At 71.7% G+C, this 21,045-nt stretch carries 19 protein-coding genes; 10 read left to right on the top strand and 9 right to left on the bottom strand.

Annotated features, from left to right (window positions below):
• Together G3I65_RS26095 and G3I65_RS26090 are read left to right on the top strand one after the other, a co-directional pair.
• Positions 1-231: response regulator transcription factor (locus G3I65_RS26095; protein ID WP_160698451.1), on the top strand; the 231-nt coding region annotated here is incomplete at its 5' end.
• Positions 228-1,127, top strand: coding sequence for a phosphotransferase (locus G3I65_RS26090; protein WP_309235702.1), 900 nt, complete (start codon positions 228-230; stop codon positions 1,125-1,127). The genes G3I65_RS26095 and G3I65_RS26090, both read left to right, overlap by 4 nt.
• Here the strand turns inward: G3I65_RS26090 and G3I65_RS26085 are convergent.
• On the bottom strand, positions 1,105-1,677 hold the full coding sequence (locus tag G3I65_RS26085; RefSeq protein ID WP_160698450.1) for a TetR/AcrR family transcriptional regulator: 573 nt from the start codon (positions 1,675-1,677) through the stop codon (positions 1,105-1,107). The genes G3I65_RS26090 and G3I65_RS26085 overlap by 23 nt on opposite strands.
• Positions 1,678-1,783: 106 nt before the next feature.
• Here G3I65_RS26085 and G3I65_RS26080 point away from each other — a divergent pair, with 106 nt between their 5' ends.
• Positions 1,784-2,212, top strand: a complete 429-nt coding sequence (locus tag G3I65_RS26080) for an iron chaperone (RefSeq protein WP_160698449.1) — start codon at positions 1,784-1,786, stop codon at positions 2,210-2,212.
• Between the two features lie 54 nt (positions 2,213-2,266).
• Positions 2,267-3,535: a right-handed parallel beta-helix repeat-containing protein gene (locus tag G3I65_RS26075; protein ID WP_160698448.1), complete on the top strand. Its 1,269-nt coding sequence runs from the start codon at positions 2,267-2,269 to the stop codon at positions 3,533-3,535.
• A 24-nt stretch (positions 3,536-3,559) separates the two neighbouring features.
• Here the strand turns inward: G3I65_RS26075 and G3I65_RS26070 are convergent, their stop codons facing one another.
• From G3I65_RS26070 to G3I65_RS26060, 3 genes are all read right to left on the bottom strand, one after another.
• Positions 3,560-4,123: a hypothetical protein gene (locus G3I65_RS26070; protein ID WP_160698447.1), complete on the bottom strand. Its 564-nt coding sequence runs from the start codon at positions 4,121-4,123 to the stop codon at positions 3,560-3,562.
• A 2-nt stretch (positions 4,124-4,125) separates the two neighbouring features.
• Positions 4,126-4,476, bottom strand: coding sequence for a hypothetical protein (locus tag G3I65_RS26065; protein ID WP_160698446.1), 351 nt, complete (start codon positions 4,474-4,476; stop codon positions 4,126-4,128).
• Positions 4,477-4,543: 67 nt separating this feature from the next.
• Positions 4,544-5,161 (bottom strand): TetR/AcrR family transcriptional regulator, encoded by a 618-nt coding sequence (locus tag G3I65_RS26060; RefSeq protein WP_160698445.1) that lies wholly within the window; start codon positions 5,159-5,161, stop codon positions 4,544-4,546.
• A 67-nt stretch (positions 5,162-5,228) separates the two neighbouring features.
• Between G3I65_RS26060 and G3I65_RS26055 the strand changes: the two genes are divergently transcribed.
• The 5 genes from G3I65_RS26055 to G3I65_RS26035 all read left to right on the top strand — a co-directional run bounded on the left by G3I65_RS26055 (position 5,229) and on the right by G3I65_RS26035 (position 11,349).
• Entirely contained in the window at positions 5,229-5,849 is a 621-nt protein-coding gene (locus G3I65_RS26055) for an MSMEG_1061 family FMN-dependent PPOX-type flavoprotein (RefSeq protein ID WP_160698444.1), read from the top strand.
• Between the two features lies 1 nt (position 5,850).
• Positions 5,851-6,732, top strand: a complete 882-nt coding sequence (locus G3I65_RS26050) for a PDR/VanB family oxidoreductase (RefSeq protein WP_160698443.1) — start codon at positions 5,851-5,853, stop codon at positions 6,730-6,732.
• Between the two features lie 177 nt (positions 6,733-6,909).
• Positions 6,910-7,782, top strand: coding sequence for a helix-turn-helix domain-containing protein (locus G3I65_RS26045; protein ID WP_160698442.1), 873 nt, complete (start codon positions 6,910-6,912; stop codon positions 7,780-7,782).
• Between the two features lie 76 nt (positions 7,783-7,858).
• Positions 7,859-9,610: a maleylacetate reductase and hydroxyquinol 1,2-dioxygenase domain-containing protein gene (locus G3I65_RS26040; protein WP_160698441.1), complete on the top strand. Its 1,752-nt coding sequence runs from the start codon at positions 7,859-7,861 to the stop codon at positions 9,608-9,610.
• Positions 9,607-11,349, top strand: a complete 1,743-nt coding sequence (locus G3I65_RS26035) for an FAD-dependent monooxygenase (RefSeq protein WP_160698440.1) — start codon at positions 9,607-9,609, stop codon at positions 11,347-11,349. Before G3I65_RS26040 ends, G3I65_RS26035 begins: the two co-directional genes overlap by 4 nt.
• Here G3I65_RS26035 and G3I65_RS26030 read toward each other — a convergent pair whose 3' ends face one another.
• The 3 genes from G3I65_RS26030 to G3I65_RS26020 all read right to left on the bottom strand — a co-directional run bounded on the left by G3I65_RS26030 (position 11,350) and on the right by G3I65_RS26020 (position 16,886).
• The gene (locus G3I65_RS26030; protein ID WP_160698439.1) at positions 11,350-12,228 is read right to left on the bottom strand and encodes a peptidylprolyl isomerase; all 879 of its coding nucleotides are present in this window, start codon (positions 12,226-12,228) and stop codon (positions 11,350-11,352) included.
• A 66-nt stretch (positions 12,229-12,294) separates the two neighbouring features.
• Positions 12,295-14,568, bottom strand: coding sequence for a Tat pathway signal sequence domain protein (locus G3I65_RS26025; protein WP_160698438.1), 2,274 nt, complete (start codon positions 14,566-14,568; stop codon positions 12,295-12,297).
• A 26-nt stretch (positions 14,569-14,594) separates the two neighbouring features.
• Positions 14,595-16,886, bottom strand: coding sequence for a glycoside hydrolase family 95-like protein (locus G3I65_RS26020; protein WP_160698437.1), 2,292 nt, complete (start codon positions 16,884-16,886; stop codon positions 14,595-14,597).
• Between the two features lie 286 nt (positions 16,887-17,172).
• Here G3I65_RS26020 and G3I65_RS26015 point away from each other — a divergent pair, with 286 nt between their 5' ends.
• Complete coding sequence (locus G3I65_RS26015; RefSeq protein WP_160698436.1) at positions 17,173-17,310, top strand: hypothetical protein; 138 nt, start codon at positions 17,173-17,175, stop codon at positions 17,308-17,310.
• Between the two features lie 105 nt (positions 17,311-17,415).
• Here the strand turns inward: G3I65_RS26015 and G3I65_RS26010 are convergent, their stop codons facing one another.
• Together G3I65_RS26010 and G3I65_RS26005 are read right to left on the bottom strand one after the other, a co-directional pair.
• Positions 17,416-18,822: a M1 family metallopeptidase gene (locus G3I65_RS26010; protein ID WP_160698435.1), complete on the bottom strand. Its 1,407-nt coding sequence runs from the start codon at positions 18,820-18,822 to the stop codon at positions 17,416-17,418.
• A gap of 83 nt (positions 18,823-18,905) precedes the next feature.
• Positions 18,906-21,045, bottom strand: a 2,140-nt coding sequence (locus G3I65_RS26005) for a Pls/PosA family non-ribosomal peptide synthetase (RefSeq protein WP_275940168.1), incomplete at its 5' end; no start/stop codon positions are given.

Here is a 21,045-nt window from a genome sequence, read left to right as displayed (position 1 = left end):
GGCGTGGCCGCGCTCAGCCCGGCGGTGGCCACGGCGCTGAGCGCGGGCGGCGCGCTGACCCCGCGTGAACGGGACGTGCTGGAACTGCTCGGCGAAGGACTGTCCAATCGCGACATCGCGACCCGGCTGCGGCTCGCCGAGCGGACGGTTAAGGTGCACGTCGGCAACGTGCTGGCCAAGCTGGGCGTCACGAGCCGCACCCAGGCGGCGCTGCTGGCCAGGGACCGGTGATCGCGTCGTGGTGCGCGGAGCACCTCGGCAGCACTCCGGCCGAGGTGCTGTTCGAGCGCCGGCCCCTGTCGGACGTCGTCGGGCTCCGGCTGGCCGACGGCCGGGAAGTCGTGGTGAAGGCCCGTCCCGACGACGGCCGGGCCGTGTCCTGCGTCGCCGCGCAGGAACACCTGGCGGCGCACGGGTTCCCGTGTCCCCGGCCGCTGACCGCGGTGACTTTCGCGGACGGGCTGGCCGTGCACGCCGAGGAGCACCGGCCCGGCGGCGAGGTGCTCCGCGGCGACTCGCCGGACATCGCGGTGCGCTACGCGGCGGTGTTCGCGTGGCTGATGACCGGGCTGGCCGAGGTCCGCGTCCCGCCGCCGCTGCCGAACCCGCGCTGGGCCCGCTGGGACCACGACGGCCCGGGGTTGTGGCCGCCGATCGGCTTCCTGGACGAGCGGGACCAAAGCGCGGTTCCCGGCTACGTCGTCGAAGCGGCGGAGCGGACCCGCGCCCGGCTGCTGGCCGCGGACCTGCCGTGTGTACTGGGCCACGCGGACTTCGAGGCCCAGAACCTCCGCTGGGACGACGAGGTCCGGACCGTGCACGACTGGGACAGCCTGGCCTGGCAGCCGGAGGCGGCGCTCGTGGGCGCGGCCGCCGGAGCGTTCGCCAACGACTCGCCGCCGACGCTGGCTCCGATCGCGAGCTCCGCGGCTTTCCTGACGGCGTACGAGGACTTCCGCGGCCGGCGGTTCACCGGCGAGGAGCGGGAGATCGCGTGGGCGGCGAGCCTGTGGCCGGCGCTGCACAACGCCCGCTGGGAGGCGTTGCACGGCGCTCCCCCGGTGTGCGGCGAAGCCGTCCGCGCGCAGGCCGCCGAGCGGCTGGCTAACGCGCGTACGCGGCCATGAACATGTCCAGCAGGGCATCGACGGTCTGCTCGTCGGCCACGCGGGTGGAGAGCAGGTAGCGGTAGTAGAGCGTGCCGCAGAGGACTTCGGCCGGGAACGCGAGGTCGACGCCGCCGGCGAGCTCCCCGGCCTCCTGCGCCCGGGCGATCCGGGCCAGGGTGCTTTCCTCGACGGTGCGCAGGAACCGCTCGTGCAGCGTGGCCCGCAGCGCCTCGTCGGCCTGCGCCTCGGCGATCACCGCGCGGTACACCGGCCCGATCGGCGGTGCGGCGAGTGCGGCGGTCGAACGCAGAAACTGCTCGCGCAGATCCGCGCGGACGTCCCCGGTGTCGTGGTAGTCCAGGTCGGTGGTCCAGACCCGGGCGAGCGCGTCCAGCAGCAGCGCGGCCATGGACGGCCAGCGCCGGTAGATGGTGTGCTTCCCGACCCCGGCGCGGCGCGCGACCGCCTCGATGCTCAAGCCCGCGTACCCGGCCTCGCCGGCGAGGTCGAGGGTCACGTCGAGGAGCTCGGCGGTCCGGGCGGCACCCCGGCGTCGCGGTTCGGCCATACCCGGAGCATAACGGCACGCACCGTGCCATTGACAGTCTGGCTCGGCCGTGGTCATGATGGCGCACAACGGCACGATGCGTGCCGATAATCGAAGGAGAACCACCATGACCACGTTCACCGCCGAAGAGCGGGCCGCGATGAAGGAGCACGCCAAGGAGCTCAAGACCGCGGCGCGCCGCGCGTCGCAGGCGGACAAGGCGGCGCAGGCGGAACGGGACGTGCTCGCGAAGATCGCGGAAATGGCGCCGCCGGACCGGGTGCTGGCCGAGCGCGTCCACGCCGTCGTCACGGCGAACGCCCCGGCGCTCGAGCCGAAGCTGTGGTACGGCATGCCGTCCTACGCGCGTGACGGCAAGATCGTCTGCTTCTTCCAGAGCGCGGAGAAGTTCAAAGCCCGCTACGCGACGCTCGGTTTCAGCGATCAGGCGAGCCTCGACGACGGCGAGATGTGGGCGGCGGGCTTCGCGCTCACCGCCGTGACTCCGGCCGTGGAAAAGAGAATCGCCGAACTGGTGACGCGGGCGGCGGGCTGAACCGGGGCCGGGCTTGTACGCCCCGTGTACGGGCCCGGCTTAGCGTCGCGCGCCATGTCGAAGAAGCTGCTTTCGCTGGGCGTGTTCGCCGCCCTCGCGGCCACCGCCTTCACCGCCACCGACGCGGCCGCCGCGCCGAAGACCTACTACGTCGACCAGGTCGCCGGCAGTGACGCCGCGGCCGGGACGTCGCAGTCGGCGCCGTGGAAGTCCCTCGCCAAGGTCGCCGCGACCACGCTGGCTCCCGGAGACACCGTGCTGCTGCGCCGCGGCCGGACCTGGAGCGGCGGGCTCACCGTCCGCGGCTCGGGCAGCGCGGCCGCGCCGGTGACCATCGGCGCCTACGGCACCGGGGCGCGCCCGATCGTCCAGGGGAACGAAGAAGCCTGCGTCAACCTGCCCGGGAACTACCTCACCGTGCAGGACCTGCAGGTCGGGGTCGCGGCCGACGCCGGGCGCTGCTCGTGGGCGGGCGTCGAGGTCGGCGGGGACCACGACAAGGTGCTCTCGAACTACATCACCGGCGCCGGCGCGGGCGTCTACATCGCGCCGAGCGCCGACGGCACCGAGGTCACGCAGAACGACCTGGTCGACAACAACCACATGACCGTCGTGACGCCGGGCGGCAGCGACGACTCGGGCGCGTTCGCGATCCTGGTGCAGGGCAACGGGTCCGACATCGGCTGGAACCGGATCAGCGGGTCGATCGCGGTGAGCGACGACTTCGGCGGCCTCGACGGCGCCGCGGTCGAGATCTTCTACGGCTCCGGAAACGTCATCCACCACAACATTTCCGAGGACAACGAGTCCTTCACCGAACTGGGCACCGACGCCGACGACCCGGACGGCGTGTCGCGCGACAACGTCTACGAGTACAACGCCGTCTTCGGCGCCAAGACCCGCGGCGGCATCGTGACGCGCGGTGCCGCAGACCAGAACGGCCCGGTCACCGGCACCGTCTTCCGCAACAACTCGGTCCGGCTGAGCAACGCCGAATCGGAAGGCTTCGTCTGCTACGGCGGCTGCACGAACCAGACGTTGACGCTGACCCAGAACGTCATCCAGTCCGCGCTGAAGGTCGGGTACGCCGACGACGGCTGGACCGCCACCGACCACAACGTCTTCTACGGCGGCCAGCGGCAGTTCACCCCGGGCGCGACCGACAAGATCGCCGACCCGAAGTTCACCTCGGCCACCAACCTGGTCCTGCAGTCCACGAGCCCGGCGATCGGCCTCGGCACGACGAAGTACGCGGACATCGACGTCGACGGGAACGCGGTCGGCACGCAGATCGACGCCGGCGCCTACCAGTTCACGCCGTGACGTAGCGGGCAAGGACCTGACTCGCTAGTCAGAGCCGGGTCCTTCCTCCGCGTTGCCAATCTTTTCCGCAGCCTTCTCCAGTTCTTCGGCCACGTTCTTCAGAGTCTCTTTCAGTTCATAGGCCGTCAAGCGCGCGTACATAGGCGTGTTGACCGGATAATGGCCGGCGGACCGAGGTGGCAACCACGGAACCTGACCGGCAACCGGCCGCGGTTTTTCCGCAACGGGGTGTTGAGATAACCGCCCGGCGGGGAGGTCTGGCGGCTCGATGGTGAACGTTCGAATCACCGCATCCGCACCGCTCGACCGTGGGTGTTCCTCCGGCTGAATCTCGACCTGAACTACCGACCAAGAGTTCTCTCCAGGAATGGCGATGTCGACGATCGGTCCCGGTGGTGATTCCTGAGTCAGTGCGGAAAGAGCACGGTCGACGGGCGATTCCCTCGCGAGCATGATCGGGTCGCCCGGAAGAGCGTTGGCGATCCGCGTGACGAGTTCCGGCGTGGTGCGTCCGAGCTTCTCGTCCAGGACGATGCGCAACTGCGCGGCGAGGATCTCCTCACCGGTCAGGTGATGAGAGCGGCTCACGATCAAGCCTCCTTTCGCTGACCGGCTTCAACCGACTCCGCCAGCAGTCTATCGAGAATCCGCTGGTGGAAGACGTCCAAAAGCTGGTGGTCGTCATGCTTGGCAAGTTCCGACCTGGCCAGTTTCATCAGAAGACTCAGACCCGCGGCGCGCTTCTCCGCCGAATCGTCGAGCGCCAGCTCGGCGGCCCAGGTGAACCGTCGCCACCACTCCTCGCGCCGCGCGGCGGCGTCACGCTGCTCGGTCGCGCGGTCGTTGGCCCGCGCGCCCATCCGCGAACCGACGTAGGCACCGGCGACCGTCAGGACTCCGACCAACGACGTCAACCCCAACTGCCACCAGTTGACCGGCATCGCTTCCCTCCGTCAGCTGGCCCGTGAAGCCACGATCATAGCTACGAAAGCAGCTGTCACATTCGCACTAACCGGTGACGTAGCGGGTCAGCATCGCGACCATCTCGTTCTCCAGCCTCCCGGCGTCCACCGGTTCGTGATCGGCCACGAGCTGGTGGACGACCAGCTCGGTCGTGGTGACGCAGAGCCGGGCCGCCGTCTCGGTGTCGGCCACGCGGACCTCGGGGTGGGTGTCGAACAGCTCCTGGACGTAGCTGACCAGTGACTGCTTCAGCCGCTCGACCTTGTCGAGGAGTTCCTTCGACCGCGGCGCCTGTTCCATGAGCAGGCGCAGCAGCTGCGGGTTGCCGAGGTGAGTTTCGATCGCCCCGCGGACGAAGACGCGGAAGATCTCCTCGATCGAGCCGGGCAGCTCCGCGCGCTGGATCCGTTCCGTGGCGGCGGTGCCTTCGTCGAGGTGGCGGACGAGCAGCTCGGCCAGGATCGCGTCCTTGTTCGGGAAGTACTGGTACAGCGAGCCGATCGAGATGCCGGCGTGCTCGGCGATGCGGTTGGTGGTGCCCGCGGCGTAGCCGAACTCGCCGAAAACGTGAGCAGCCGCGGTCAGGATCCGCTGCCGGGTCAGCTCGGCGCGGACCTGGCGCGGCTGTTTACGTGGCTGGATGCGGCGCTCGCCCAAGCTCACGGCTCCTCCTTCCGCGCCGCCCGAAAGCGAGTAGCGCCGGATCTGAGTATTTGCTCATAATTGTGTCATGACCAGCACAAACACGCTGAGCCGAGTCAGCATGGCCGAGGTTCGGGCCCGGCTGGGCGAGCCCGAAGCGATGATCGAAGCGAAGATCGGCGACCGCATCGACCGGCACGCCCGCCGCTTCATCGCCCATTCGCCGTTCCTGACGCTGGCCACCGCCGACGCCGCGGGCCGCGCCGACTGCTCGCCCCGCGGCGACTACCCCGGGTTCGTGAAGGTCCTCGACGAACGCACGCTGGCGATGCCCGACCGCACCGGCAACAAGATCGCCGACTCCTTCCGCAACATCGCCGAGAACGACGGCGTCGGCCTGCTGTTCTTCGTCCCCGGCACGCGGGAAACCCTGCGCGTCAACGGCCGCGCGTACGTCACCGACGAGCCCGACGTGCTGGCCCGGATGCGCACCGAGGCGAAGGCGCCGATGCTCGCCATCGTCGTCGAGGTCGAGCAGGTGTACTTCCACTGCGGCCGCGCGCTGATCCGCTCGCGGCTGTGGGACCCGGCGAGCCAGGCGCTGGCGGCGGAGCTGCCTTCGGCGGGCGAGGTCGCCGCCGAAGCGATGGGCGGCGATCCCGAGCTGCTCGAGCAGATGCTCGAAGCGGGCTACCGGAAGCTGTACTGACATGCAGAAGACGATCCTCGACCGCGTCGAGCGGGTCGCCGACGACGTCATTTCCCTCGTCCTGCGCGGCGACGAAGGCCCGCTCGAAGCATGGGAACCGGGCGCGCACATCGACCTCGCGCTGCCGAACTGGCTGACCCGGCAGTACTCGCTGTGCGGCGACCCGGCCGACCTTTCGGCGTACCGCATCGCGGTCCGGCACGACCCGCTCAGCCGCGGCGGCTCGGAGTACGTCCACCTGTTCCTGCAACCGGGCCGGACGCTCGAGGTTTCCCTGCCACGCAACCACTTCCCGCTCGTGCCGGCGCCGGAGTACCTGTTCGTGGCCGGCGGCATCGGGATCACGCCGATCCTGCCGATGCTGCGCGCCGCCGGGCCCCGCGCGACGCTGGTGTACGCCGGTCGTTCGGCGAGCACGATGCCGTTCGCGGCAGACCTGCGGGCCGAATTCGGCGACCGCGTACGGCTGTTCGACCACGGCCGCCCGGACCTCGCGGCACTGGCGGCGGAATTCCCGGCGGCGGAGGTCTACTGCTGCGGTCCGGCGTCCATGGTGGACGCGGCCGAAGCGCTGTTCCCGCACGTGCACACCGAGCGCTTCCAGCCCACGCGACGGGTGTTCGGGCCCGACACGCCGTTCGAGGTGGAGTGCGCCCGCTCGGGCGGCACGATCCGGGTCCCCGCCGACGAATCCCTGCTCGACGCGCTGACCCACGCCGGGCGGCCGGTGCCCTGGGGGTGCCGCGAGGGGGTGTGCGGCAGCTGCGAGCTGTCCGTGCTGGACGGCGAACCCGAGCACCGCGACGACATCGGCGCACCCGAGGGCCGGATGTACGCGTGCGTGTCACGGTCGCGCTCGCCGCGGCTCGTGCTGGACGTCTGATGATCCCCAAGGTGCGCCGCCCGAAGACGCGCCGAGCCCGTCGTTCCGGACGATCGCCCTGGGCGGCGCGGACCCGGCTGAGCCACCGCCCTGCCGCGGCCACCATCGTGCGGCCGGCCGCCGCGGGCCGGTTCAGCGCGTACCATCGCGGGGAGCCTCGACGGCGAGGAGATGGGCGTGGGCGAACTCGGGCTGGCCGACACCAACGGCATCCTCGCCCTGCCCTGGGTGCGCCCGGACCGGACCAGCGCCGGTCTCGGCTGGAGCAGCGTCTACGTCTCCAAGCAGCGCGAACGCCCCTACCGCGCCGACTTCGGGGCCGCGCGCAGCCACCAGCTGATCCTGCACCTCGACGGTCCCGTGACCGTCCGGCGCGGGGTCGGGACCCCGCGCGAGCAGTGCAGGCGGATGCCGGCCGGTGGGCTCTTCCTGCAGCCGTCGCACGCCGAGTTGTCCGTTGAGCTGGGTGGTGAGCTCGACACCGTGCACGTCTACCTCGCCGACGACGCCGTGCAGGAAGCCGCCGGTGGGGACGCGCCCGTCCGGCTCGCCGAGGAGCTCGGGAGCACCGATCCGCTGCTCGAACAGCTCGTGCTGAGCCTCGACGGCGTCGTCCGCGACTGGGAGCCGAGCGCGCGGACCTACGCCGACCAGCTGGGTGCGCTCGTCGCGGCCCAGCTCGTCCGGCGCCACGGTGGCGCGCCCGTGCGGGAGGCCGTCGAGCGCGGTCTCTCGGACCGGCAGTTCGCGACGGTCCGGGACTTCATGGCGGACCGCCTGGCCGAGGCGGTGCCGCTGGCCGAGCTGGCGGCGCTCGCCGGGCTGAGCGTCAGCCAGTTCTCCCGCCGCTTCAAGGCCCGCACCGGCCTGCCCCCGCACCGCTTCCTGCTGCGGCTGCGCGTCGAGCGGGCCGGGCTCCTGCTGCGCACGGGCGACGACCCGATCGCCGAGATCGCCGTCCGCTGCGGGTTCTCCCACCAGGAACACCTGACGCGAGTGCTGCGCGCCCAGCTCGGCACGACGCCGGCGGCATTGCGCCGCGCAGGCTGACACACGCGCGTTTCGTGCCGAACGGCAGCAGGAACGTGCAGGACCGCGGCGCCCACGGCGGCCGATACTCCCCCGCATGACCTCGTTCAGCTACGCCGCGAACCCCGTCCGGGTGGTCTTCGGCGCGCTCGACGGCCTCGGCGCCGAAGCCGACCGGCTCGGGCTCGGCCGCGTCCTGCTGATCGGCCGGCCGCGGCACGGGGACCGCGCCGCCGAAGCGCTCGGCCCCCGGCTCGCCGCTCGCTTCGAAGAACCCGCCATGCACACCCCGGTCGACGTCACCGAGCGCGCGCTCAAGCTCGTCGCCGAGCACGACGTCGACGGCGTCGTCGCGATCGGCGGCGGCTCGGCCACCGGGCTGAGCAAGGCGATCGCCCTGCACACCGACCTGCCGCAGCTGATCGTCCCCACGACGTACGCCGGTTCCGAACTGACCTCCGTGCTCGGCCAGACCGCCGACGGCCGCAAGACCACCCAGAAGACCCCGAAGGTCCGGCCCGAGACCGTCCTCTACGACGTCGGCCTGACCCTGGGCCTGCCGGTGGGCGTCTCCGCGGCCAGCGGTCTCAACGCGCTCGCCCACGCCGTCGAGGCCCGCTACGCCCCCGACGCCAACCCGATGACCGACCTGCTCGCCGCGGAGGCGACCAAGTCGCTCATGAGCGCCCTGCCGCGCATCGCCGCGGATCCGTCCGATGTGGACGCCCGGGCCGACGCCCTGCGCGGCGCCTGGCTCGCGGGCAGCTGCCTCGACGCCGTGAAGATGGGCCTGCACCACCGGCTCTGCCACCACCTCGGCGGCAAGTTCGGCCTGCCGCACGCCGAAACCCACGCCGTCCTGCTCCCGCACGTCATGGCGCACCAGGGTCTCGACGACGCCGACGACGTCTTCGAGCTGGCCGCGAGCCTCCCGATCCCGCACTCCCTGGCGGAACTGGGCCTCACCGAAGCCGACATCCAGGGCGAGCCCGAAGAAGAACTGCTCCGCCAAGCCCTCCACGGCACCCGCCCGGCCGCGCGCCCGAGCCTCAAAGCACTCACGAAGCAGGTCGTCGACAGCTTCGCCGGCGCGCCCGACCGCGCCCGCACGCTCCTCACCGACCTCGTAGAAACCCTGCACGACTACGCCATCCGCACCGACCTCACCCAGGAAGAGTGGGAGTACGCGATCGGCTTCCTGACCCGCGCCGGGCACATCACCACCGACACGCGCCAGGAGTTCATCCTGCTGTCGGACACCCTCGGCGTGTCGAGCGTCGTCGACGTCCTGACCAACTCGCGCACCCCGGACACCACCCCGTCGGCCGTGCTCGGCCCGTTCTACGTCGAAGGACCACCCGAGACACCGCAGGGCGCCGACATCGCGGACGGCCTTCCCGGAACTCCACTGTGGACCGACATCCAGGTCACCGACACCGAAGACCATCCGGTGCCGGAAGCGATCGTCGACGTCTGGCAGTCCAATGAGGACGGCTTCTACGACGTCCAGCTGCCCGAAGTGGACGGCCCGGTGCTGCGCGCCCGCTTCCGCACCGACGCCGACGGGCGGCTGCGGTTCCGCACCATCGTGCCGAGCGCGTACCCGATCCCCGCCGACGGCCCGGTCGGCGAGATGCTGAACGCCGTCGGACGCCACCCCTACCGCGCGCCGCACGTGCACTTCATGATCGCCAAGCCCGGCTACCGCACCCTCATCACGCAGCTGTTCGTCGCCGGCGGCGACTACCTCGACTCCGACACCGTTTTCGGCGTCAAGGACGGCCTGATCGTCGACTTCACCGACCAGCGGCTCGAGTTCACCTTCCGGATCCAAGGGAGCACCGAATGAGCTACGACACCGACGTCATCGTGGTCGGCAGCGGCCCGGCCGGCGGCTCGGCGGCCCTGCTGCTCGCCACCTACGGCGTCCCGACCGTGCTGGCCACCAAGTACGGCTGGACGGCGAACACGCCCCGCGCGCACATCACCAACCAGCGCACCATGGAAGTGCTGCGCGACCTCGGCGTCGAGGACAAGGCCCTCGCCGCGGGCACGCCGCCGGAGCTGATGGGCGACACCGTGCTCTGCACGTCGCTGACCGGGCCGGAGATCGGCCGGATCGCCAGCTGGGGCACCGGTGACCGCTCGGCGGCCGAATACGCCGCGGCCAGCCCGTGCCACATGATCGACCTGCCGCAGACCTACCTCGAACCGATCCTGGTGAGCGAAGCCGCCGCGCGCGGCGCGAAACTGCGGCTGGACACCGAGTTCCTCGACTTCACCCAGGACGGCGACGGCGTCACGGCCCGGTTCCGCGACCGCGTCCGCGGTGACGAGTTCACGTTGCGCGCCAAGTACCTCATCGGCGCGGACGGCGCCCGCAGCCGCGTCGCCGAGCAAGCCGGCCTGCCGATCGCCGGGCAGACCGGCAAGGCGGGCAGCATGAACATCACGTTCACCGCCGACCTCGCGCCGTACGTCGCCCACCGGCCGAGCGTCCTGTACTGGGTGATGCGGCCGGGCGCGCACCTCGGCGGGATCGGGATGGGCCTGGTCCGGATGGTCCGTCCGTGGCACGAATGGCTGCTGACCTGGGGTTACGACATCGAACAGGCGCCACCGGAGGTCGACGTCGAAGAAGCCACGCGGCTGGTGCGCGACCTGGTCGGCGATCCCGAGCTCGAAGTCGAGATCACCTCGACGTCACTGTGGACGGTCAACCACAACTACGCCACCGAGTACCGCAACGGCCGGGTGTTCTGCGCCGGCGACGCCGTGCACCGGCACCCGCCGTCCAACGGGCTCGGCTCCAACACGTCCGTTCAGGACTCCTACAACCTGGCCTGGAAGCTCGCGATGGTCCTGCGCGGCGAGGCGGGCGAAGGGCTGCTGGACAGCTACAGCGCCGAGCGGGCGCCGGTGGGCAAGCAGATCGTCGACCGGGCCAACCTCAGCCGCGACCAGTTCGGGCCGATCTTCGCCGCGCTCGGCATCACCGGCGACACCGATGCCGACGGCATCACGGCCGGGCTCGGCACCTGCCTCGCGCCCACGGCCGAGGGCGCGCGCAAACGCCGTGAGCTGGAGCGGGCGATCGAGCTGAAGCACTACGAGTTCAACGCGCACGGCGTCGAGCTGGACCAGCGGTACGTCTCCGGCGCGGTGCTGCCCGACGGCGTCGCGGCGGCGCCGGAGCGGGATCCCGAGCTGTTCCACCGGCCGAGCACCGAGCCGGGCGCGAAGCTGCCGCACGCGTGGCTGGTCGGGCCGCACGGCCGCCGGGTGTCCACTTTGGACCTCGTGGCCGGCGGCCGGTGGACGGTGCTGACCGGCCTGACCGGCACGCCGTGGCGTGACGCGGCGGCCAAGGTGGGCGCCGAGCTGGGTTTCGACCTGCGAGCCGTCCGGATCGGCGACCCCGGCGCCCGCGACGCCTACGGCGACTGGTCCCGGCTGAGCGGCATCGACGAGGACGGCTGCCTGCTGGTCCGCCCGGACGGCTACGTCGCCTGGCGCCACCCGGCCGCGTCGCCCGATGCCGCGAAGGCCCTGCTCAACGCGGTGCGGACGGTCCTCGACCGGCCCTGATCACGGCGTGGTGGTGACCCCGGTGAACGTCACCGGGGTCTTCGGGGGCCCGCTGCCGTCGCCGATGCCCGGCTTCGAGGAGTCGATGCCGCCGCGGGCGACCCGGTCCAGGACGGCGAGGCCGGCGTCGTCGATGCTGCCGAACACCGTGTACTCCGGCGGGATCCGCGTGTCGCCGAAGACCAGGAAGAACTGGGAGCCGCCGGTGTCCGGCTGGCTCGTCTTCGCCATGGCCAGGACGCCGCGGCCGTAGGTCAGCTCGGGGAACACCTCGTCGCGGATCGTGTAGCCGGGTCCGCCGGTCCCGTCGCCGACCGGGTCGCCGCACTGGAGCATCTGCAGCCCGGACATCACGGAGAGCCGGTGGCACGACGTGCCGTCGTAGAAGCCCTGTTTCGCCAGGCTCAGGAAGTTGACCACCGTGCACGGCGCGAGCGCGCGGTCGAGCGTCAGCCCGATGGCGCCCGCGCTCGTCGCGAGCCGCACGTCCGCCGTCCCGGACGACGGCGCCGGGCCGTCCGGCGGGAGCGCGACCTTCTTCGGCGCCGGCGCGCCAGGGTCGGGGGTGAACGCGCAGGTCACCGGGTCGGCGAGCGGCTTGGTCCGCTTCGGCATCGCGGCCCGGCCGCCCGGGATCGAGACCGGCGAGCTGACCGCGACCGGTGGCGTGGAGGACGTCGTCGTCGACGCCGGCACGGTGAAGAAACCCCCGTCGGCGTTCGCGTCCGGCTTGCGCAGGAAGCCGGGGTAGCCCCAGGTCAGGAACGCCAGCACCATCACGACGACGACCAGGAAGCACCCGGTGATCAGCCCCTTCGTCGTCGCCGAGGTCCGCTTCGGCGGTACCGGCGGCTCCCACCGCCCGGACGGCTCGCTCATGCCCGCTCCCCTCGTCGAGAGCACCATTCTGCCGCTGCCGGCCGCTCTCCGGGCGAGAACGCCCGATCAGGGCAGGCCCCAGGGCGAACTCGGGCCGCCGGGCGTGACCGGCCGGACGCCGAAGTCCGGCTTGTCCCCCTTCCGGTACACGAACGCGTCCTCGCCGGGCGCGAGTTCGACTTGGACGTCCCCAGTGGCCAGCCGGCGCCACCGGCGGGCCCGGCCGCGCGCGTCCGTCACGGCGAGTTCGCCTTCGATGCCCGGCCGCAGCACGCACGGCGCCCCGGCCTCGCTGTGCACCTTCAGCCAGCGCGTCTTGCCGCCGGCCCGCGACGCGCTCAGCAGGAACGCGCCTTCGGTGCGGAAGTCCCGCAGCGCGATGTCGCCCCAGGCCGACGGGACCGCGGGGAACAGCCGGAGCACGCCGCCCCAGCTCTGCACCAGCATGTCCTGCAGGGACTTCGCCGCCGACAGCGGCGTTTCGATGACCGGCCCGGATTCCTTGTACATGGTGTTCGGCTGGATGTACCGCCGCTGCAGCTCGCCGAGGTAGAACGCGGCCTGGTCGCCGCGCAGCATCTGCGCCGAGATCGACGCGGCCCCGGTGAACGTGTAGCCCTGCAGGGCACCTTCGAAGCCGACCCAGTGGTTCAGCGACGTCTCGATGATCTGCCGGTGCTCCGGCTGCTCCCAGGTGACGTCGTAGAGCGGGTAGATCTGCAGCAGGTGCGAGTAGTGCCGGTGCGACTTCGCGAACGGCACGCCGGCGCCGATCATGTAGCCGTTCGCGTCGGCCGGGTAGGCCACGAGGTTCGCGAGGACGTCCCGCCACTTCGGCGCCAGCGCGTCGCCGGGCGCGATCTGCAGGAGCGTCTTGCAGCCCCAGCGGATCAGCGAGAGGTCGTAGTTGCAGTCCGGCGCGTTGACACCGTACTCGGGCGAGAACGTCGGCGGCAGGTGCAGCTTCCCGTCCGGGCCCGGGGCGAGGAAGTGCAGGTAGTAGTTGATCGCTTTGCGCAGCAACGGCAACAGCGTGCCGCCGAGCAGCTCGCGGTCCATCGTGTGCCGGTAGGACAGCCACACGTTGTGCAGCGCCCAGGTCAGGTTGCCGACCTCCGGCGTCGGCGTGTCGTGCCCCGGGATGCCGACCGGGTACCCGCTGGTGGCGTTCGCGACGCCGTTGAGCAGGGTCATGTCGGTCGTCCGCGGGATGCCCGCGGAGTCCGCTTGGTACGCCGACGCGACCTGGCTGGTCAGGTTCGCCCGGTACTTGTCCAGCGCGTGGCTGACCGCGTCCAGTTCCAGGTGGTTCGAGCCGTGGATCAGCCAGTATTCGAGCTGGACGTTGAGGTTCCACCACGTGGCGGGCCACGGCGTGTTCTCCAGCCACGGCCCGGACGTCGCCATCACCGGTGCCTCGCGCCGGGCCGCCGAAGCGACCTTGTACAGCTGGATCCAGTAGAAGGCCTGCAGCCGGGTGTCCGGAATGGACAGGAAGCTGCCGCGGTAGTAGTCGTGCCACCAGCGCCGGTGGTCCCGGGTCAGCTCGGGGAACGCGCCCGCGCGGCGGACCGTGCCGAGCGCCCGCGCCACCGACGTCTTCTCCGGGTTCGACCACGCGACCGACGTGTACAGCGTGCGCGTGCCCCCGCGCGGCACCTCCCGCCAGGCCGTCACGTGCTCGCCGCCGGCCAGCAGCGGCTGGACGGCCAGCCGGGCGTCACCGCTGGTCGTCAGGTTCACCGGCGGGTTCGCGGTGTAGCCGGCCGGCGGTGGCTTGTTCCACACGGGATCGGCGCGCGGGCTGATCGCCACCGCCGGGTGGAAGACCCACTTGAACGCCTGTTCGCCTTCGCTGGGCCGGACTTCGACCGCGAGCAGCGACTGTCCCGTGTGGACGATCGCGCGCAGGCTCAGGCTGCCCGCCGCGGTCGTGATCGTGCCGGTCAGCTCGGCGTTCCACAGGTCCAGCCGCCAGTCGACCGCGGTGATCGCGCCGACCGGCTCCAGCGTGAAGTACCCGATGGGCAGCCGGGCGAGGCCGAAGAGCGAGCCGAACTCCGGCCGGTGGTCCTGCACCTGGCTGTGCTGGACGTTGAACCGGATCGCGTTCTGCCCCGGCTCGGCGTAGATCCCCGAGCCGAGGAACCCGTTGCCCAGGAACGGGCCCTCGTACCAGGTTTTCGGCAGCCTGCGCCAGTACAGGTCGGCGGTGGCCAGGAACTCCGCCCAGCCGAAGTCGTCGCTGCCCGGTACCGCCGCCGCGGCCGCGGGGGCCAAGCCGGCGGCGGCCAGCCCGGCGAGCGCGCCGCCGAGCACCGTTCTGCGGGTGATGTCCATTCCGGCCTCCTCGTCGAAGCGGGATGTCAGTTCGGCAGGCCCCACGCGGGTGCCGGGCCGAGGGCGGGGACGTCCCGGGGCGCGAAGTCCGGCCGCCCACCCCGGGGTGTGACGACGGCGGTGCCGCCGCGCCGCAGTCCGATGGCGATCCGGCCCGGGCCGGTGGCGCGCCAGGGCAGGTGCCTGCCGTGCTCGTCGCGGACGTCGACGTCGCCGGTGATGCCGTGCTGGAGGACCAGGGGTTCCCCGGCTTCGCTGCGCACGCGCACGAACTCCGTGGTGCCGCCGCGCCGGGAGGCGTCCACGAGGAACGCGCCCTCCGCGCGCAGTCCGGAGATCGAGGCGTCCCGCCAGGTCGCCGACACCGACGGGAAGACCTTGAGCACTCCCCCGGATCCCTGCATCAGCATGTCCACAACGGACTGCGCGGCCGTGATCGGGCTTTCGATGGCGAAGTTCGAGCCCTCGCGGTACATCGTGTTCGCGGTCAGCTCGGTGTCGGCCACGATGTTCCGGTCGAGGAAGAATTTCAGGTAGCGCAACGCTTCTTCCGGCGAGTCCATCACGGACTTCATCGAAGACGCGGCCGCGTAGCTGTAGCCGTGCCAGGCGGACTGGTCGGCGGCCCAGCGGTCGAACGTGCGGGTCATGATGTCCCGATCGGCGGGGTTGTCCCAGACCTTTTCCCGCAGCGGGTACAGCCACAGCAGGTGCGAGAAGTGCCGGTGCGAGGCGGCCAGCGGGACGCCGTCGCCGATGAGCACGCCGTTGACCGGATCTTCGTGGTAGGGCACCAGTTTCGCGCCGATCTCCTGCCAGATCGGCACGCGCGGCTCGTCGAGGCGCAGGATCCGGGCGGTGTCGACGAGGGTGCGGGCGGCCCACCGGATCAGCGACAGGTCGTAGGTGCAGTCCGGGGCGTCGGCGTACTCCGGCGACCGGGTCAGCGGCAGGTGCAGGGCGCCGTCGGGACCGGTGACCAGGAAGTGGCGGTAGAAGTTGAGCGCCTTCGCCAGCGTCGGGTACAGGACGTCGCGGAGCACGCGCCGGTCGAGGTGGTGGCGGTAGGCCAGCCAGACGTTGTGCAGGCCCCACAACAGGTTCCCGGTCTGGTCCGTTTTGGACGTCGTCCCCGGGACGCCGACCGAGCGCGTGCCGCCGGGGCGCAGGCGCCAGTCCCCCGGGTGCGAGAGCGCATACGTGTCGCCGTCGCGGTACGCAGGCGGCACGGACGCCTCGAGGTTCGCGTGGTCGCGCCGGAAGGTCTCGGTGACGGCGTCGAGTTCCGGGTGGTTGCTGCTGTTGACGATCGGGTAGGTGACCTGGACGTTGAGGTTCCACCAGACCGCGGTCCAGCTGTTGCCGACCTCGGGGAACCACGGGCCCCACTCCGAGACCACGGGCCCGTCCGCGCGGGTGGCCGCCGCGATCTTGTACAGCTGGATCCAGTAGAACCGCTGCACCTGCTTGTCCGGCACCGAAACGAAGCTGCGCCGGTGGTAGTCGTTCCACCAGCGGCGGTGGCGCGCGAGGAGGAAGTCGGGGTTCATGGCGAGCGCGTTCCGGACCGACGCGAGGGCGTCGGCGGTGTGCGTGGTGCCCGGGAAGCTGTAGGCGACGGTGGCGGCGAGGAGCCGGCGGGCCCCGATCGCGCGTTCCCGCCACGCCGTCGTGTACCCGCCGCCGGCGAGCATCGGCTGCGCGCAGTACCCGTCCGCGACCTCGGGCGCGGGGTTCGCGACGTACTCGGGCGGCTTGCGGACGGTCCGGGTCGTCGCCGACTCCAGCGGCTGGAACGCCCACGCCGCACCGGCTTCGCCCGCGCTCGGGGTCATCGAGACCAGCAGCACGCCGAGGTCGTTGTGCACGACCGCGGAGAAGGCGACCGAGCCCTGCGTCGTGGTGATCGTGCCGCCCAGCTCGGCGTTGTAGAGGTCGAGCGTCCAGTCGACGGCGGTGATCGCGCCGGCGAAGGTGAGCGTGAGGTAGCCGATCGGCAGCCGGGACAGGCCGATGCCCGCCTCCCACTGGATCCGCTGGTCCTGCACCTGGGTGTGGCTCAGCATCACCTTGAGCACCTGCGGCGTCTGGCCGCCGTAGACCTGCGCGCCGAGGTAGCCGTTGGCCAGGAACGGGCCTTCCCGCCAGTTCTGCGGCAGCCGTTTCCAGACCATGCGCGCGTCCGCGGCGACGTCGCGGTGCGGGTTCGCCGCGGCCAGCGCGGGCGGCGCCGCCTGGGCCCACAGACCACCGAAGGCCGCTGCCCCGGCCGCGACCGAGGCAGCACGGAGCACTGTCCGCCGGGACACTGAGTCCATGAAGCATCCTCCGAATTCATACTACGTTTCGGTGAGTTCAAGCGGCGGCGTGCGGTCATACTTGCAGAGCGTGTCCCAAAATGCCAGAGTTGTTCACCCGGAAAGCCGCAGAGACATCCGATGAATGCTGGCGCCGGGAACTCTGGGCCCGATCCGAGCGTCTAGCCGGTATGCCCTTCCTCCGGTGGCCCGAGCCGGCGCCGCCGGCGGGAACGTTCGACCGGCTGGGCGTCGTGGCGGACTCGATCGCCGAGCTGTACGCGAAGCTGTCATCGGCGACGCCCGGGTGATCGTCGGCTTCAGCGCGCTCGGCGGGCACGTCGGCGAGGTCGAGCTGGGGCCGGGCCTGTCCCCGCCGGAGATGGGTTACGTGCTGGCGAAGCGCGCGTTGGCGTTCGGCGAGGAGGTGCGCCCGTGCCGTTAAGGCTGCCACTTCGGGGAAGGTCGTGTTCTCCTGGCCCGGCTGCCCGTCGGGCCAGGAGAACCGGGCCCGCTGCGCGGTCTGCCGCTCGGTCTTCGGCTGCGAAACCTAGAGCGGCGGCAGCGCGGTCGAGTCCAGCCAGCGGGTGAAGAACGCGGTCAGCGGCCGGCCCGCGTACGCCTCCGCCGTCGTCACGAACTGGCCCGTCGTGACCAGCCCGTGCCGGTGCTCGACCGCCCACGCCTTCAGCAGCGCGAAGAACGCCGGGTCGCCGATCTCCCCGCGCAACGCGTGCAGGGTCAGGGCGCCGCGCTTGTACACGCGCTCGTCGAACATCCGCGCCACGCCCGGGTCGGCGATGCGGACGTCGGCCGGCTTGGCCTTGACCCGCGCGTACCAGTCCCGGGCCAGCGCCTGCGCCGGAAGCCCGCCGGACTCCTCCGACCACAGCCACTCCGCGTAGGTCGCGAAGCCCTCGTTCAGCCAGATGTGCCGCCAGTCCGCCACCGTCAGGCTGTTGCCGAACCACTGGTGCGACAGCTCGTGCACGACGAGCCGCTCGTGGGTGCGGCGGCCGTCGACGTGGTTGGCGCCGAAGATCGACATGCCCTGGGCCTCGATCGGGTCGTCGAGGTCGTCGTCGGTGACGACGATGACGTACTCGGGGAACGGGTACGGGCCGAACAGCCGCTGCAGGAACTCCATCATCCGGCCCTGCCTGCCGAAGTCGCGGTCGAACGCCCGGCGCAGCCGCGGCGGCACGGCAGCCCGCTGTGGCACGGATTCGGCGACCGACTCGACGCGGCCGTGCCCGAAGCCGAGGCTGAGCAGGCGCGCGCCCACGCCGGCGGGCGGGGCCCAGCCGCGGCCGGTCAGCTCGAGGTCGTCGTAGCGGCCGATCTGCACGCTCATCAGGTACGTCGCGGTCGGCTCCGGCCGGTCGAACACCCACTTCGTCGTGCTGGCCGACGTGGACCGCTCGACGAGCGTGCCGGTGACCGCGACCAGGTACGGCGACGCCGTCGTCACGCTCACCCGGTAGGACGCCTTGTCCGACGGGTGGTCGTTGCACGGGAACCAGGACGGCGCGCCCACCGGCTGGCTCGCCACCAGCGCGCCGTCGGTCAGCTCGTCCCAGCCGACGTCACCCCAGCGGCTGCCGACCGGGCGCGGGTTGCCGACGTAGTGCACCTCGACGGTGAACGCGGCACCCACCGCGATCGACTTCGCCGGCTTGACGTGCAGCTTCGCGCCGCGCTTCACGTACTTCGCGGGTTTGCCGTCGACCAGCACGCGGTTGATCCGGAACTCGCCGAAGTCGAAGCTGGCGCGGGAAAGCGCCTGCGTCGCCTCGGCGGTGATCACGGCCGAGGCCGACAGCCGGTTCGGCGCGACCTTGTAGTCGAGCGTGAGGTCGTAGTGCCGGACCCGGTAGCCGCCGTTGCCGTGGGCGGGGAGGTAGGGATCCCCCGAGGTGTCCGCCCCGGGTGCGGGAGCCGGGGCCTTCGCAATCACCCGTGCCGAACCTTTCCTCGTGCCGACGTACCAAACCAGGCTCGCACGGACGGGTGTATCCGGCGCGCCTGGTCCCGCTTTCGTTACTTACCGACCCACGCGGAGATCGGGTTGCCGAGCCAGCGCGTGTCGGCGGGCACCTCGTCGCCGCGGGTCACCAGCGAGCCCGGGCCGACCGTGGTGCGCGCGCCGATGCCGGCGCCGGGCAGCACGATGCCGTGCGGGCCGAGCGTCGCGCCTTCGCCGAGCGCGACGCTCGACATGCTCATGATCCGGTCGTGGAACAGGTGCGTCTGCACGACGCAACCACGGTTGATCGTGGCGCCGTCGCCCAGCGACACGAGGTCCGCCTCGGGCAGCCAGTACGTCTCCAGCCAGACGCCGCGGCCGATCTTGACGCCCATCGTGCGCAGCCAGGCGGTCAGCAGCGGGGTGCCGCCGATCGAGCCGATCAGCCACGGCACGGCCAGGGCCTCGACGAAGGTGTCGGCCAGCTCGTTGCGCCAGACGAAGGAGCTCCACAGCGGGTGGTCGATCTCGCGGAACTTCCCGACCAGCAGCCACTTCATGACGGTCGCGGTCAGCGCCGCCACGATCCCGGCGGCCAGCAGCGCGGGCCCGGCCAGCAGCAGCGCCACGCCGAAGCCGTACGCCGAAGCCGCCCACAGCAGCCCGAAGGCGACCGAAACGGTCAGCGCGACGCCGCACATCACCGGGATGATCCGGCACAGCTCGACCAGCGCCCGCGCCGCCTTGAGGTGCAGCGCCGGGGTGTAGGTGCGGCTGGTATCGGCCTCGCCGACCGCGCGGCGCACCGGCAGCGGCGGCATGCCGAGGTACGACGAGCCCTTCTTCGCCTTCAGCGGCGTCGAGGACAGCACACCCACGAGTCCGCGCTTCGGCACCGAACGGCCGGGCGCGGTCATCCCCGAGTTGCCGAGGAACGCCTGCTTGCCGATCCGCGCCGGGGCGACGTGCAGCCAGCCGTGGCCCAGCTCGTAGGTGGCGACCATGGTGTCGTCGGCCAGGAACGCGCCGCTGTCGACCTTGGTCATCTTCGGCAGCGCCAGCACGGTCGACGCCTCGACGTTGCGGCCGACCTTCGCGCCGAGCAGCCGGAGCCACACCGGCGTGAACAGGCTGGCGTACAACGGGAACAGGCCTTCGCGGGCCATGCTCATCAGCCGTTCGGTGGCCCAGACCTGCCACGCGACGCGGCCGTGCACCGGGTGGTAGCCCTCGACCATGCCGATGCTCAGCGCCCGGACGCCGACGAGCACGAGCAGCATGTACGCGAGGAAGTACGCGGCGGTCGCGGCCGGGACGAAGACCAGCGCGCGGGTGAACGCGTCGAGCAGCGTCGGCGCGCCGACGATCGCGTAGCCGAGCACGGCGACCCCGGCCAGCGCGGCGATGCCGGGCAGGAAGCCGAGCGCCAGGGAGGTCGCGCCGTAGACGGCGGCCCAGAAGTGCGACCGCGGCGGGCGGCTCGACGGCCACTTCAGCGCATCGCGCTCGTCCTTGGCCACGCGGGCGGCGGGCGAACCGGCCCAGCGCTGCCCGGCCGGGACGGCACCGCGGACGGTCGAGCCGGCCGCGATCTCCGCGCCCTTGCCGATCCGAACCCCGGGGAACAGCGTGCTGCGCGCGCCGACCCGGGCTTCCGCACCGACGCGGACCTTGCCGATGTGCACGACGTCGCCGTCGACCCAGTGGCCGGAGAGGTCGACCTCGGGCTCGATCGCGGCACCGCGGCCCAGCTTGAGGAAGCCGGTGACCGGCGGCGGCGAGTGCAGGTCGACGTCCTTGCCGATCCGCGCGCCGAGCGCCTTCGCGTACGTCGTCATCCACGACGCGCCCGCGACGCTGTCCGCGCCGGAGAACTCGGCGAGCTTCTCGGCCGTCCACAGTCGCAAGTGGACACTCCCGCCCCGCGGGTACGTCCCCGGCTGGACCCCCGACAGCAGCACGCGCGCGCCACCGGCGGCGATCGCGATCCGGCCGGCCGGGCTGAACAGCACGACCCAGGCCAGGCCGAGCCACGCCCAGCTCAGCGTCGGCGCCCAGGCGAACCCGAGCAGGGACAACACGTTCGACAGCGCGGCGGCGAGCGTCGCCCAGCGCAGGCCGACCAGGCCCATCAGCGGGACCGTCAGCAGCGACTGGACGACCCCGGCGCGGCGCGGGGTCGGCGCGATCTCGCGGCGCTCGGTCGCGGCGCCG

Origin of the sequence: Amycolatopsis sp. SID8362, assembly GCF_010550475.1 — a bacterium.
In the GTDB taxonomy this organism is placed as follows: domain Bacteria; phylum Actinomycetota; class Actinomycetes; order Mycobacteriales; family Pseudonocardiaceae; genus Amycolatopsis; species Amycolatopsis eburnea.
The sequence above is the reverse complement of the archived record's forward strand: the minus strand, read 5'-3'. Positions and strand labels throughout refer to the sequence as shown.